The sequence below is a fragment of the Phyllobacterium sp. A18/5-2 genome (genome assembly GCF_025452215.1).
Classification (GTDB): Bacteria; Pseudomonadota; Alphaproteobacteria; order Rhizobiales; family Rhizobiaceae; genus Phyllobacterium; species Phyllobacterium sophorae.
This window is the reverse complement of record NZ_CP104967.1, coordinates 950,153-962,737: the sequence shown is the minus strand read 5'-3', so window position 1 is coordinate 962,737 and position 12,585 is coordinate 950,153. Positions and strand designations below refer to the sequence as shown.

Sequence of the window (12,585 nt, the reverse complement as noted above, 5' to 3'; positions counted from 1 at the left end):
GGCTGCTGCTAATGCGGCGCATGTCGACAATGCGGCCATCCCTTTGCCTGATCGCGATTTCGAAGCGGTTGCTGCCGCCACGCGCGCTGAACGAAGAAGGGGCCGCGGCAAATCGATGCGCCTGATGTCCCTGAATCCGCGATTGCGAAGCCGTCTTTCGCCTTCACTGCACGAGACTCGCCTGGCCGTGGCAATCTTCGTCGGACTGAACCTGATCCAGTTCCTGATTGGGAGCTATCTTGAACCCTTGTTGATCGGCACATCGTTGGCGATCTTGCGTTTCGTCGTCATTTTTTCGGTGTTCTTCTGGAGCTTTATATGGGGCGTGCCGGGCGCGTTCATTGGAGTTCCCATCCTCATCGCGTTCATTGCCTACTGCGAAAAGGCACCGTGGGGCCGTATCGCTTTCGGCCAAGTCTTTCGACAATCCTGACAAAGCTTCAACCTAATATTCAATGTCCAAAGGAAGACGTCACTAATAGCTTCCTACCTTAAGACAGGCGATCGTAGAATGAATCGGTCAATGGCTGCTTTGCGCCAGAAGCGGCCATTCGACCCGATAATGTCAGGCGTCAAATCTCGTTGATCATGGGTAGGACCTGGGGCCGACTAAGACCAGGATCATACTGGCCGTTCGCCCGATAGGTATCGTTACGGCACAATATTCTGGTTCATGCGGAAGAGATTGCCCGGATCATAAATGCGCTTGATTTTCTGAAGCCGTGCATAAGTTTCCGCACCGTACGCATCACGAACGAGATTGTCGCCTTCTCCCGTCAAGCAGGCACGCTCAAGAGCAACACCCCGAACCCTTCGCTGCTGTGCCACAACATGCTGCGGGCGCCGCCTCCTTTGCAGCCCGATGCCTCGGCTTGCAGATTGCAGGACGTGCCGCAAGTGCCAGCACAATGCGATCGGCCTCGATCGCCAGCGTGTTTACGTCGAAGACCTGCATGGGAGCGTCGGGAGTTCCCACCTCAAAGGTAAGACGAGCGTCGGCGTCAAGTACGACCCGGGTCGCGACCTGGGCGAGGATACCGCGGAATTTGCTAACTTGCATGAAATCGCGGCCGCCTACAGAAGGCAGGTCTTCCACCTGGAGGATGGTTTCGTGCCATTGATCAGGATTGCCCCCGCAATCGAGTGTGACGAACGATCCCGCTTTCACCTCGGTGACGTGATAACCGGGTTGGATGGTTCGCCCGCGGTATTGAAGCACGAGCGATTTGTCAGAGTGCGGCTCCAAGGCGGCAAGGATGCCTGCAAGCGAGCCGTCATTGTGAAAATCTACAAGAGATGGGCTGGTCATCGTGTCCATGATCGGTTATCCTCATTTCAACTTCTTTTGAGATATTGAGATAATCATGAATGAAATGCAAGCCCTCAGCGCTTTTGCGTCCCTTTCCCAGGAAACCCGGCTCAGAATCGTCCGCCTGCTCGTGATCGCCGGACCCGACGGCATGCCAGCTGGCGCGGTCGGTGAGGCTATGGGAGCGTCTTCGTCGAAAATATCCTTCCACCTAAGCCATCTCGAGCGGGCCGGCTTGATCCAGTCACGCCGCGAGGCACGCTCGATCATCTACAGCGCGGTATATCCCGCCCTTTCCGGCTTGATCGAGTTCCTCATGAAGGACTGCTGTCAGGGGCGCTGCGACCCCGCTGTCGACGCCTGTGCCGAAACCTGCGAGGCGTAGGGACAAATTGGGGACGTCTCGAAACGCACCGCTGTTCACCCAAAGCCACCTCATCGTGGCCGCGTTGGGCGTGACCCAGATCATCGGCTATGGCACGCTCTATTACAGCTTCAGTCCTTTGGCGGCTTCGATGGGCCAGGAGTTCGGTTGGCCATCAGACTGGGTGTTCGGAGCCTTTTCCGCATCGCTACTTGCGGGCGGTTTGGCATCCCCCTGGGTGGGGCGCTGGATTGACAGATTTGGCGCAGGTCAAGTCATGGCACTCGGATCGATCGGCGCAGCCATCGCACTTTTGGCCTGTGCCCTTGCAACCAATGCAATTGCCTTCGTCATCGGCCTTGTCGCCATCGAGCTCGCATCGACGTTCGTGCTCTACAACGCCGCATTTGCCCTGCTGGTGCAGATCAAACCGACTACGGCAAAGACCAGCATCACCCATCTCACTCTGATTGCCGGATTCGCTTCGACCATATTCTGGCCAGTCACGACAGCTCTTCATGAGCATCTGACATGGCGCGAGGTTTACTATGTATTTGGGGCCGCACATTTGCTCCTTTGCCTACCGATCCACATCTGGTTGGCAAGGCTTTCCAGCAATGGTCATCAGTTTTCGATGAAAGCTGCAACACCGGTCGTCGAGGACATGCTTCCTATAGAGCGGCTCCGTATGGGGTTCGTCTTGATGGTCTCAGGTTTTGCGCTTCTCGGATTCATCAACGCTGCCATCCTGATCCATATGCTGCCAATCCTCGCGGCTCTGGGGCTGGGCAGCGCCAGTGTTCTCGTGGGGACCTTGTTCGGTCCAGCACAGGTCGCCAGTCGATTGTTCAGCCTCATGAGCGGAAACAGGCTGCAACCGCTGAGTCTGGCAATCATTTCGACGGGCCTGATGTCATCGGCGATAGCCATCCTGCTCTGGAGCGGTAGCTGGCAAACGGGGGCATTGGCGTTTGCCGTCATCTTCGGCCTTGGAAGCGGGCTTTCCAGCATTGCCCAGGGGACACTTCCGCTGGCGTTGTTCGGGAGCGTGGGTTACGGCGAACGGGTTGGCCAGTCCACGGCTGTCCGTCTGGTTGCATCTTCGGGAGCACCGTTTGTATTTGCCTTCATCATGCATTGGCTCGGCATCGGACCGTCCCTGCTGATTTGCGTCGCCGTCGGGTGTTTGGCCGCCGCGTCGTTTGCGCTTATTGGACGGCAGCTGCGAGTGAGTATTAACGAGGAGGCGGCCGGAGCAAGCTCAGGGCGTTGGCGGTGAATTCGGCGACAATGCATTCCAGGTTGCCAGTGCTGTTACCAGTCGACCCAACTTAGGCTCGTCAGACCGCCACTCTTAGGCAATTTGCTAATGGTCGCCATCGTGAGTGCAGGAGACTCGAACGTCCGCAATGGGCCAAAAGCTGTCATAACGAACCACGTTGAAGGGTTTCGAGTGTGCAGTTCCAGTCGAGGCATTATGCGATTTTCGAAGCACAGATCGAGAACGATCCGGTTCAGCACTCAAACGGCATTGCGGAAAAACGCACCCGCTGAACTGGGCGCCTAGAAATATCCATTGAAAACAATCGCCGACACTTGCAGTTGTCCCGGTTCGCATGATTGTCTGCTCCAGTGCTGGTTCGCACCGGGGGACATAATAGCAATGAGAGTGATACTCTTTTTCGGCGTAACATTTGCCGCAATGCTCAACTTCTGCAGTTTTGCCAACGCAGACATATTGATCGGAATAGGAGCGCCTTTCACCGGCGATTATGCTGCCTACGGGGTTCAGATTCAGAAGGGCGCCGAGGCCGCCGCCGCTGAAATCAACGCGTCCGGTGGCATCAACGGCGAGAAGATCTTATTTTCGGTTGGTGACGATGCGTATGATCCGGCGCAGGGCATGGCTGTTGCCAACAAGTTTGTCTCGAGCGGCGTGAAGTTCGTCATCGGCCACGTCAACTCTGAGGTGTCAATCTACACGTCGGACGTCTATGCTCGAAACGGCATCCTAATGGTGTCCCCTGCTTCGACAAATCCAACTTTCACCGATAGACCCAAACCCCTTTGGAACACGTTCCGAACCTGTGGGCGGGATGACCGGCAGGGGAATGTCGCAGCAGCCTACATTGCCGAAAAATTCAAGGATGCGAAAATTGCGATCGTTGATGACAAGACGCCATATGGCCGCGGCCTCGCTAATGCAACTGCGAAAACTCTCAAGTCCAAAGGCGTCAAAGTAGCATTCCGCCAAAGCATTGATTATCGCAGCGAGGAGTTTTCGCCGTTGGTTGCGAGGGTGCGAAAGACCGGTGTTACGTTGCTATACTGGGGTGGGCTCGACAAACAGGCGGGGCAGATAATGCGCCAGCTTGCCGAGAATGACCTCAAAGTCCAGTTTGTCGCCGGCGACGGGATAATGACAAACAGACTTGCCTCGATTGCCGGCGGCGCTGCTGCCGGGACCTTGAACACGTTCGCGCCTCAACCGGCCAACAATCCGGCGCATAAGTACCTTGTCGAGAAGTTCCGCGCGGCGGGTATTGAACCGGCTGAGTACGCATTCAATGCCTATGCGGCCGTCCAGAGTATCGCCGCTGCGGCCACCGCTGCAAAATCAACCGACCCGAAAATGGTGGCCAAGGCAATGAAGGAGAAGGGACCGTTCAAAACGGTTCTCGGTAATATCTCCTACGATAAGAAGGGCGACTCCACTCTCCCGGGCTATGTCATGTACAAATGGGCGAGGGCAGCAGATGGCTCATACAGCTACTACCAACAATGAACGCATCTCCAAAGCCAATTCCGCGGAGTCCGCTCGGGACCTGCTGACAGTCGGGTCGCAGCAATCCCACGCGTCGGCCACTGCTTTTTGGCACGAGGTGAGAGCCAGGGTCGTCCGGTTGTTTAAGTTTACGATATTGGTGAGGGAATCTATGAAGGGATTTTCTAGGCTCGGAAACTTTTTGAAGCGATTTGCCTTGATCAGCCTTCTGACAAATTTCGTCCTTTTGATTGGGGCTGTGGCCTACGAGAAGTATGGGGGCACGCTTTCGCGTGCAGTCTCTAACGGATTGAACATTGGAGCACTGGCTGTCCCCGCCGGTATAGTTGCAGACCGGTTTGTCCGGCAGCTTGGTAGAGTTCCTTCCGCAAAAGAGCGATGGTACCTTGTCGTCGGAAGTCTCGTTATAGCGACAATCACGCCTCTCATCACAACCGGGGCCGGCTTCTTGATAGTAATCGTTTGTGCTCTTGGGTATGCCGCTCCAGAGGTCTACTGGTCGGTGATATCACTCCTTTGGCAGGGGTCCCAAATATCAGCTTCTCTTACTAACCCCAAAGCTTGGACTATTTACGGTTCTGCGATGGTGTTTGTATTCGGTCTATGTCTCTTCATACTGCATCGAATCTACGGATCATGGGCAGACAAAATGTTGTCCGCAATTCAGAAAAAAGGAAAAGCGGGCCGCCAGGAATATTCCACATTGATGCATCGTTGGTATGAGGGATGCGTCGCAGGCCGAGGAAGAGCCATTACTCCGTGAAGAAAATTAGCCAATCAAACTCATCCGTTTCTCCGTCGTTGGCCTTGCCGACGCTTGCTCTCCTGTTGGCGTTAATTCCATCTGATAGTCGGGCACAAGTTGAGGAAGCGGGACCCTCAACCAATCAACGGCAAGGACGCTAGTGAGAAGGATCAGCCATGGGGCGGCCTCGCCACGCATATATTCGAGCGGCAGGGTGATGGCAGCCTGAAGATCAAGCTGCACACATTCAACTGAGTCGCGATCATTAGCTGACTAAGGCTGCGCGGGTAAACTGAGCAGCTTTGTGAGGTCGTCCTGCCTTTGTCTTCCATAGGAGCTGACGAACTACGATCTCTGAAAGCAGGTGTCGTACGGAATGCTCAAGCTGTAAGGCCACTGTTCCGGCGGGCAGCAGGTTCTGCATTGAGTGCGGGGCACCAATTTCAGTCTTGTGCGCTTAAGGGTCACGTTGGGCCAAAGAGCTGTGTAGCGAGCGTTCAACGCCAGCCAATCGGTGAGGTCTGGTTCGGTGTCCGCCATTATGGCTTCGGCCGGACATTCGGGCACGCACATACCGCAATCGATGCAATCATCAGGATTGATGACCAACATGTTCACACCTTCGTGGAAGCAATCCACCGGACAGACCTCTACGCAGTCCATGTATTTGCACTTGATACAATTGTCGGTGACCACGAACGTCATCTTGCGGTCTCTTTCCCATTTGACATCAAGCAGTACGCGCCCTTCTGAGGCATCCCGCATTTCATTCGTCTGTGACAATCAGATCCATCGGAACGTCGTGGGCCTGCGGATAGATCGAAGGAATTCGGCTTGTGGCAAAGCCAACGCCAATCACTTTTGGTTTACAGGCATAGCAGCGAGGGTTCTGTCAAAAAAGCCGCCACCATAGCCCAATCGATATCGCGAAGAATCGAACCCCACCAGCGGAGCGATGATGGTCGATGGTTGGACTGAAGGACCGTTCGCGGGAACCAGGATGTTCCAGATACCGCGTTCGAGAGCGACGCCCGGCGCCCATGTGCGATACTCCAATGGCCAACTCCGCCTTACAACGACAGGCAGCGCGATGCTCGCTCCGGACTGGACAACATCTGTCATCCAGTCTCGCAGATCAGGCTCCCCGCGAAACGGCCAGTAAACGCCGATCAGTTGACTTGGCAGCCGGCCAATCACATCGCCCAGCTTGCGTGCTATGCGTCTCGATTTGACTAACCGGACATCTGGCGTGAGCCGAAAGCGCTCCTTGATCAACCTCTCGCGTTCAGATTTACGAAACGCTACGACTTCGTGCCATGGTTTGGGATCATCGGGTTGGTATTCGGGCATCAGTTCGTGCATGAGGCACGGTGGAGATGAAAATTCGTGAGGCTGTTGTTCGTCTTCTATCATCGCGCGTTCCTGCAGTGTCGCTCTTCGACGGGCGCTCATACAATTGCCCGTTCCGGCCTCGAAAGAGTATCAAACCGGTTCAACGGCAACGCAAACGGAATTAAATGCACTGTTAATACAAAAATATTGCACTATAACCTTTGGTCATGGACATCGACCGCGCACGCACGTTCCTGGAGATCATTCATTCGGGAAGTTTCTTGAAGGCCTCGGAACGCCTCCACGTGACGCAGACCACCGTCAGCGCGCGCATCCGCAACTTGGAAGAGGAGATCGGACGCCAGCTCTTCATCCGCAACCGCAACGGGACCCAGTTGACCCCGGCGGGAAAAGAATTTGAGCGTTACGCCCAATCCCTGGTCCAGATTTGGGAGCGGGCACGGCAGCAACTGGCAGTCCCTCATGGGAAGACCAGCGTGGTAGCGGCCGGATGTGAGCTCAGTCTTTGGAACCCGCTGTTTCTCGACTGGCTGGTCCAGATGCGCACGGCCTATCCCATGACGGCCATTCAGGCTCATGTCGGCCTTGCCGACCAATTGCTGGAGCAACTGCGGACGGGCGCGCTGGACATCGCCATCTTATACGCGCCGAGGTTGCTGCCGGGTATCAAGGTGGAATTGCTAATCGAAGAAAAGCTGGTCCTGGTGAAGGCCACGCCACAGGATCCAGAGGTGGAACCCGAGTATGTTCACGTCGACTGGGGACCGGTTTTTGCGGCCCAGCACGGAGCGATCTCCGCACCCTTTGGCTCTCCGGGTTTGTTCGTCGGATTGGGCCCCCTGGGACTCAACTATATCGTGCGTACCGGCGGGATGGGATATTTCCGCAAAGGTTCGGTTGCTCCATTTTTGAAAACCGGTGAGTTGGAGATCATTAATTCCGCGCCGGAATTCGTCTATCCCGCCTATGCCGTCTACATGGACGAAAGCGAAAATCGGCAGGATATAAAGGAAGCGCTCACGGCTTTGAGACACGTGGCTGAGTGAATTGCGGCCTCCCTGATTTGAGCCGTCAGGTCTTTCGACCGTCGAGCAGCGCGCTTATGACCAACTCCCTGCCGGCCCTGTTTATACCGATCGCATCATTTCTTTCTTCCGCCAGACCGAGTGAAATCAGGCGCATGCCGAGCGTCTCGGACAGATCCGGATGGGGTCCGCGGTTCAATCTTTTGAGCGCAGTTTTCTCCTCAGCGGTCAAATCTTCCCATTGCGGCACGACAAAGTCCTCCTCCGGCATATTGCTGCAAGTGCTATGGTTTTTCAAAGGGAAATGCGTAACCAATGCATCTTCGGCGCACTCAGGTGAGCAAAACAAGTCCGCCTGGAGGGAGGCTTAAATGCCCCCGCAGACAGTGCTGGATATTTGTTGGAGGCGACCCAAATCTCCGTAGTCCGTCACTATCGAACGTCGACTATATCGGATTTGGTCTATCGCTTGGGGATCGGATCAACTCGCCGCGCTGGCCGCTGTTCCTGAATGCAATCCCGTCTTCAAATTCCGACCGACCGAAGCGATCGACCGAGGCTGCTTTTGTTGGAGACTTTGTACTGAGCCAAGCATTCATCGTTTCCAGTCGGCATGGGGTAATCCGACGTCCTTAACGCGTCATCGATTGAGCAGAAAACTGCGTCTCGACAATCGGCCTCCTCTGCAAAAGAGGGGACCCAAAACCGCACTGCGTAACAGATTGCCGACCTGTCATGCGATACGACACGCACGTCTGGTGCCGGATCCTGCAACACGATCGGAGAAGCGGCGACCGCGTTGGAAAGAAGCACTTTGGCCTCCGTGACTGGAATGTTATGACCAAGACATATTTCCACTTGCGCCCGATATTTCCGGCGCGGTGCGCTGTAGTTTGTCACCTGTTGACGGGCAATCTTGCTGTTGGGCAGGATCATATAGGTTTCATCCCTGGCAAGAAGCCTCGTGGTGCGCCATCCTATTTCCACAACCTTCCCCCGAACGACGCCGTTGAGCTCGATCCAGTCCCCAATTCTGTATGGGGCTTCGAGACCTACGGCGATGCCAGAGAAAACATCCCCGATTACGTTGCGCAAGGCGATGCCGATGACGGCAAGCAATATGCCGGAACTTGCCATGGCCCCGCTCATCGACTGGCCCATCACGAGCATGATGGTTGCCACCAAGGCCACGAGAAACAGCCCGACCACGATCATTTCCTGCACGAGTCTTGGAGCCTTCCGCTTGCCCGGCGTGGTTCGCTGAAGGGCGACCCCTATCAGACGACCACACAACCATGCCGCCGCAAAATAACTCGCGCCGCCCAGAATGAGACGGACAAGTTCGCGGTCCCAACCAAGATTGTTAGTGTCGAGAAGTTCCGGATAATTGATGTATGTCGTGATGCTCAGGGCCGTCGCGATTAAAGGCCACGTCACCCGTTTGGTGCCACCTGAGATACTCATGATTCCGGCCCCCACGAAGCGGGTGAGACGTTTGAAGACGTCCCAAACATTTTCGCCTGGTCAAAAGCTCGCGGCTTGGGGCTTGATGCGCCAGCGGCGCACCAGACACAGCGGCGCGCAGCTTTCGGAATAGTGTTTCTGCAATTACTGCAAATTTTTGGTGGTTTTCGTATGTACATCACAATTTCCCTTAACCTTTGAAGTATTCGAAGGCCGTTTCGAGTGCTTTTTATTTTGAATTCGAACCCGGGGGATTGTGTTTTTCGGTGATCAGTCAGGTATCACCTTCACCCCCGGGCACAATCATGCGCACGGGGGGAACACCTTTCAGCGATTTTTAGCGGAACAGTCATGACTCCAATATGCCATTTTCGATAAATAAAACAAGCGTATGCGACCTTCTGTCCAACATCGTAAAACCACCAACACCCTGAGGAAAAGGTGCCGAGCCTATGCGATGCCTTGACTTTCGTGTCGTAACCACCAAGTATAGAGAGAAGTACAAAGTTAAGTGTTGTCGACCGAAGTGGATATCGTTTGCAAAATGTTTATGGTTTTCAACCATTACGAAAGAATGATTTTCAGGGTTTGTCCCATCGCGGGAGATTGACCCCCGACTCGGCCGCAAATGCGCTCCGGGTCGCGGGGTAGCACAAGCCGTAGCAGTGCGTTGAGCACATCCATATTTCTCCGATAGCGAACCCGGGAAAACGCTTGGGCGATAATGCACGTGTGCGTCGTGGCCGGGGTGAAGGCAAAAAATGAAGAAACACATCAAGAACCCACGAAAGCCGTCGATCGTGATCGGTAAGACGGATCACGAGCGATTGAACAACGTTGCGCTCGCCGCGGCTGATCGCTTTCCCGAGATGTCCGATGGTCTTTTGCTCGAACTCGAACGCGCACGTTTGGTAGCCGACGTCTCGGTGCCCGCAAATGTCGTGCGCATGGGATCGACGGTAGAGTATGATACTGACACCGGAGATACGCGAACAGTGACGCTGGTGTTCCCGGGAGACGCCGATATTTCTGAAGGAAAGATATCCGTCCTCACCCCCATCGGAACTGCCCTTCTCGGACTGGCCGCCGGTCAGACGATGGACTGGACCGCACGGGATGATCGGCAGCACAAGCTGACGGTTTTAGCGGTTACCGAACATCCGGCGGCGGAAACGCAGGTTTCCCGTTCTGCCGCAACATCAAACCTTTTCGCATAGAGCAGAGGACGATCATGGCTGACGTTCGGACGCTAATCCGTCGATTGGATCGAGTGATATTTTTCCTGGCAGGACATCATCCCCTGATGTGATCCGTCTTTTCGGATGGTGTCATGTCAGGGGTGCTTTCCCATTATGCATCTGGAAAAGTAGGCCTGAACCCCGCGGTTTCGGGCAGGAGATCGTCATGTTCAAATCAAACGTCTGTCAGCTTACCACCAAAGATTATTACACATTGCAATCCATGCAGGACAGCATGTTCCTCAAGGATGAATTGATGCGGTCCATTCTCAGGGACAAGCTTTCCAATGCCATCGTGACCTTTCCTGAAGACATTCCATCCACGGTAGTAACGCTCAACAGCCGCATCAGCTATCGCGTTGATGGCGGCCTCCTGGAAAACCGCGTTATCGGCAACAATGATATGCGTGGGATCGTCGGATTGACCGTCATATCGATTTCCCATCCTCGTGGATTGACTTTGCTCGGGCTTGCCGAAGGACAAAGCGCGGTTGTCGGGAGAACGTCTGATGCACGGGAAACGGTTAAGGTGGAAAAAGTCTTTTATCAACCTGAGGCCGAAGCGCGGCGCGTGAGAGAGCGCAGGCAAAGGATTGAAGAGACGGAACGGGGGGAGTCAAACGTGTTCCGGCTCGAGGATCGCGCCCTCAGCGTCAAGGGAGCAGCGGACGTCGGCAACGACAACGATGATCGCGGTCCGCCAGCCGCGTAACAGATGAAGGTATTGGAACCCCCGCCGATACGTCCAGCTGAAATGTCGCTTCAGCATGACATTCCTCGCCGGTGGAAAAGACGAGGCGATCCTTTGTATTATCGATCGATGCAATAATTTTGGTCCAACTCAACGATTTAATTCATTTGCTTATCGTACAAGAGAGACCAAAATCAAAAGTGTAAATGCGACGTCAAAGCGACGTTTCGAAGCATAGTTATAGAAATAGTGCCGACGTCTTGAGTTGTTTTACTTCGGGATGTTCGGGAAAGGAGGCATCATGCTTACCGCAAAGGATGTCATGAATTCTGAAGTGATTTCTATCGAGCTTGACAGCACGGTCGGAGAAGCAGCCGAACTGCTGATCAGACACGGAATCAGTGCCGTGCCTGTAGTACATAAGGGCAAACTGGTTGGAATCGTCAGCGACGGCGACCTCTTACGACGTCACGAGATTGGTATAACAGATCAACCTCGTTCCTGGTGGATCTCGCCTCGTCACCGAAAACGCTACACTAGCGAATGAGTACATAAAAACTCACTCGGTGCACATCGGCGACGTCATGTCCAAAAACGTGATTACGGTGACCGAGAACACTTCAATAAACGAAATAGCCAACCTGTTTAAACGGCACAACATTAAACGTGTTCCAGTCCTGCGCAATGATCACATGATTGGAATCGTCAGCCGTACCAATCTCGTTGAAGCTCTGGCGAACGCCAGCAAGCCTCTTAGTGATTCCGTATTTATCGATGACGCAACGGTTCGTGCAAAAATTCTGCAAGCCATGAATCAAGAAGATTGGGCGGTGGGAAGCTGCGCGGTGAGTGTATTCCACGGGATAGTTACGATCAATGGAATATACCATTCTGAAGCCGATCGGATCGCATTGTTTGTACTGGTGGAAAACGTCCCCGGAGTGCGGGAAATCGATGATCGACGCATGCTGCTGGAGAGTGCCTATAGCATGGTCTAGAGGACTATTCTTTGTACCAGAATGCCCTAACAACGGGCGGCGCGTCGTGCCGCATTGTTTAAGTTCGGGATTAACCAGCACAAATTGAGATTTCAACGGTCGGAGCAAGTCTCATGATAATAAAGGAAATGAGCCAGGAAGAAACGAAGGCGCTGCTTGAAAGAGCGACGCTTGGAAGATTGGCATGCGTGAACGATGCCCAACCCTATATCATGCCCCTCTCATTCGCCTATCACGCGGTCTATTTGTACGCATTCACCACCGTTGGCAAAAAGGTAGAGTGGATGAGGGCAAACCCGAAAATCTGCGTTCAGTTTGACGAGATCGCCGGGTCCAATCGGTGGCAAAGCGTCATCGTGAATGGTCTTTTCGAAGAACTGACCAATGCACCGGATCACATAGACGCCAGAAACAAGGCCCATGAACTTCTCAGCAAGAAAGCCGAATGGTGGCAGCCGGCCTATGTCGAGACCATTATTCGGCATGTGGCGCGGCCGCTTATACCCGTATTTTTTCGTGTCATTATTCTTGAAACTACGGGACACAAAACTGTCGAAACCGGCGGTGCATGACGACCTGTGTCGGAAATCCGTGGGCGCTTCCGAATTTAAAA

15 protein-coding genes and 3 pseudogenes are annotated in these 12,585 nt (G+C 54.3%); 12 read left to right on the top strand and 6 right to left on the bottom strand.

Features of this window, described 5'->3' with window-relative positions:
• Positions 1-184 precede the first annotated feature (184 nt).
• Positions 185-433 (top strand): annotated as a pseudogene (locus N8E89_RS23240) (AI-2E family transporter); the annotation flags it as partial.
• A gap of 218 nt (positions 434-651) precedes the next feature.
• On the opposite strand, the gene N8E89_RS23235 reads toward N8E89_RS23240, so the two are convergent.
• The gene (locus N8E89_RS23235) at positions 652-828 is read right to left on the bottom strand and encodes a BBE domain-containing protein (RefSeq protein WP_315975699.1); all 177 of its coding nucleotides are present in this window, start codon (positions 826-828) and stop codon (positions 652-654) included.
• Entirely contained in the window at positions 791-1,318 is a 528-nt protein-coding gene (locus N8E89_RS23230; protein WP_262262176.1) for a DUF6428 family protein, read from the bottom strand. Before N8E89_RS23230 ends, N8E89_RS23235 begins: the two co-directional genes overlap by 38 nt.
• A gap of 46 nt (positions 1,319-1,364) precedes the next feature.
• Between N8E89_RS23230 and N8E89_RS23225 the strand changes: the two genes are divergently transcribed.
• The 5 genes from N8E89_RS23225 to N8E89_RS29510 all read left to right on the top strand — a co-directional run bounded on the left by N8E89_RS23225 (position 1,365) and on the right by N8E89_RS29510 (position 5,664).
• On the top strand, positions 1,365-1,694 hold the full coding sequence (locus tag N8E89_RS23225; protein WP_262262175.1) for an ArsR/SmtB family transcription factor: 330 nt from the start codon (positions 1,365-1,367) through the stop codon (positions 1,692-1,694).
• Positions 1,695-1,701: 7 nt separating this feature from the next.
• Positions 1,702-2,952, top strand: a complete 1,251-nt coding sequence (gene arsK, locus N8E89_RS23220) for an arsenite efflux MFS transporter ArsK (RefSeq protein ID WP_262262174.1) — start codon at positions 1,702-1,704, stop codon at positions 2,950-2,952.
• A 384-nt stretch (positions 2,953-3,336) separates the two neighbouring features.
• On the top strand, positions 3,337-4,458 hold the full coding sequence (locus tag N8E89_RS23215) for a branched-chain amino acid ABC transporter substrate-binding protein (RefSeq protein WP_262262173.1): 1,122 nt from the start codon (positions 3,337-3,339) through the stop codon (positions 4,456-4,458).
• Positions 4,400-5,221 carry an ABZJ_00895 family protein gene (locus tag N8E89_RS29515; RefSeq protein WP_410010399.1) on the top strand — a complete coding sequence of 274 codons (822 nt, stop codon included), beginning with the start codon at positions 4,400-4,402 and terminating at the stop codon, positions 5,219-5,221. The genes N8E89_RS23215 and N8E89_RS29515 overlap by 59 nt, the downstream gene beginning before the upstream one ends.
• A gap of 332 nt (positions 5,222-5,553) precedes the next feature.
• Entirely contained in the window at positions 5,554-5,664 is a 111-nt protein-coding gene (locus tag N8E89_RS29510; RefSeq protein WP_410010458.1) for a zinc-ribbon domain-containing protein, read from the top strand.
• Here N8E89_RS29510 and fdxA read toward each other — a convergent pair.
• Together fdxA and N8E89_RS23205 are read right to left on the bottom strand one after the other, a co-directional pair.
• Positions 5,648-5,908, bottom strand: a pseudogene (fdxA, locus tag N8E89_RS23210) (ferredoxin FdxA); the annotation flags it as partial. The gene N8E89_RS29510 and the pseudogene fdxA sit on opposite strands and share 17 nt — an antisense overlap.
• A gap of 61 nt (positions 5,909-5,969) precedes the next feature.
• A pseudogene (locus tag N8E89_RS23205) lies at positions 5,970-6,616 on the bottom strand (5-formyltetrahydrofolate cyclo-ligase).
• A 146-nt stretch (positions 6,617-6,762) separates the two neighbouring features.
• Between N8E89_RS23205 and N8E89_RS23200 the strand changes: the two are divergent.
• Positions 6,763-7,602 (top strand): LysR family transcriptional regulator, encoded by an 840-nt coding sequence (locus tag N8E89_RS23200; protein ID WP_262262172.1) that lies wholly within the window; start codon positions 6,763-6,765, stop codon positions 7,600-7,602.
• 25 nt (positions 7,603-7,627) lie between these two features.
• Here the strand turns inward: N8E89_RS23200 and N8E89_RS23195 are convergent, their stop codons facing one another.
• Both N8E89_RS23195 and N8E89_RS23190 read right to left on the bottom strand, forming a co-directional pair.
• Positions 7,628-7,831 carry a hypothetical protein gene (locus N8E89_RS23195; RefSeq protein ID WP_262262170.1) on the bottom strand — a complete coding sequence of 68 codons (204 nt, stop codon included), beginning with the start codon at positions 7,829-7,831 and terminating at the stop codon, positions 7,628-7,630.
• A gap of 275 nt (positions 7,832-8,106) precedes the next feature.
• Positions 8,107-9,045 (bottom strand): mechanosensitive ion channel family protein, encoded by a 939-nt coding sequence (locus tag N8E89_RS23190; protein WP_262262169.1) that lies wholly within the window; start codon positions 9,043-9,045, stop codon positions 8,107-8,109.
• Positions 9,046-9,806: 761 nt separating this feature from the next.
• Here N8E89_RS23190 and rnk point away from each other — a divergent pair.
• The 5 genes from rnk to N8E89_RS23165 all read left to right on the top strand — a co-directional run bounded on the left by rnk (position 9,807) and on the right by N8E89_RS23165 (position 12,544).
• Positions 9,807-10,262, top strand: a complete 456-nt coding sequence (gene rnk / locus N8E89_RS23185) for a nucleoside diphosphate kinase regulator (RefSeq protein WP_262262168.1) — start codon at positions 9,807-9,809, stop codon at positions 10,260-10,262.
• A 187-nt stretch (positions 10,263-10,449) separates the two neighbouring features.
• Positions 10,450-10,995 carry a GreA/GreB family elongation factor gene (locus N8E89_RS23180; protein ID WP_262262167.1) on the top strand — a complete coding sequence of 182 codons (546 nt, stop codon included), beginning with the start codon at positions 10,450-10,452 and terminating at the stop codon, positions 10,993-10,995.
• Between the two features lie 280 nt (positions 10,996-11,275).
• A complete protein-coding gene (locus N8E89_RS23175) occupies positions 11,276-11,521 on the top strand; it encodes a CBS domain-containing protein (protein WP_262262165.1) in 246 nt (81 codons plus the stop codon).
• 37 nt (positions 11,522-11,558) lie between these two features.
• Positions 11,559-11,972, top strand: coding sequence for a CBS domain-containing protein (locus N8E89_RS23170; RefSeq protein ID WP_262262164.1), 414 nt, complete (start codon positions 11,559-11,561; stop codon positions 11,970-11,972).
• A 113-nt stretch (positions 11,973-12,085) separates the two neighbouring features.
• On the top strand, positions 12,086-12,544 hold the full coding sequence (locus N8E89_RS23165; RefSeq protein WP_262262163.1) for a pyridoxamine 5'-phosphate oxidase family protein: 459 nt from the start codon (positions 12,086-12,088) through the stop codon (positions 12,542-12,544).
• Positions 12,545-12,585 lie beyond the last annotated feature (41 nt).

What these genes read in the sequence shown, in the direction of transcription:
- N8E89_RS23190 (WP_262262169.1), bottom strand. Translation starts at nt 9,045, where the DNA reads ATGAGTATCTCAGGTGGCACCAAACGGGTGACGTGGCCTTTAATCGCG.
- N8E89_RS23225 (WP_262262175.1), top strand. Translation starts at nt 1,365, where the DNA reads ATGAATGAAATGCAAGCCCTCAGCGCTTTTGCGTCCCTTTCCCAGGAA.
- rnk (WP_262262168.1), top strand. Translation starts at nt 9,807, where the DNA reads ATGAAGAAACACATCAAGAACCCACGAAAGCCGTCGATCGTGATCGGT.
- N8E89_RS23170 (WP_262262164.1), top strand. Translation starts at nt 11,559, where the DNA reads ATGTCCAAAAACGTGATTACGGTGACCGAGAACACTTCAATAAACGAA.
- N8E89_RS23215 (WP_262262173.1), top strand. Translation starts at nt 3,337, where the DNA reads ATGAGAGTGATACTCTTTTTCGGCGTAACATTTGCCGCAATGCTCAAC.
- N8E89_RS23165 (WP_262262163.1), top strand. Translation starts at nt 12,086, where the DNA reads ATGATAATAAAGGAAATGAGCCAGGAAGAAACGAAGGCGCTGCTTGAA.
- N8E89_RS23175 (WP_262262165.1), top strand. Translation starts at nt 11,276, where the DNA reads ATGCTTACCGCAAAGGATGTCATGAATTCTGAAGTGATTTCTATCGAG.
- N8E89_RS23180 (WP_262262167.1), top strand. Translation starts at nt 10,450, where the DNA reads ATGTTCAAATCAAACGTCTGTCAGCTTACCACCAAAGATTATTACACA.
- N8E89_RS23200 (WP_262262172.1), top strand. Translation starts at nt 6,763, where the DNA reads ATGGACATCGACCGCGCACGCACGTTCCTGGAGATCATTCATTCGGGA.
- N8E89_RS29515 (WP_410010399.1), top strand. Translation starts at nt 4,400, where the DNA reads ATGTCATGTACAAATGGGCGAGGGCAGCAGATGGCTCATACAGCTACT.
- N8E89_RS23230 (WP_262262176.1), bottom strand. Translation starts at nt 1,318, where the DNA reads ATGGACACGATGACCAGCCCATCTCTTGTAGATTTTCACAATGACGGC.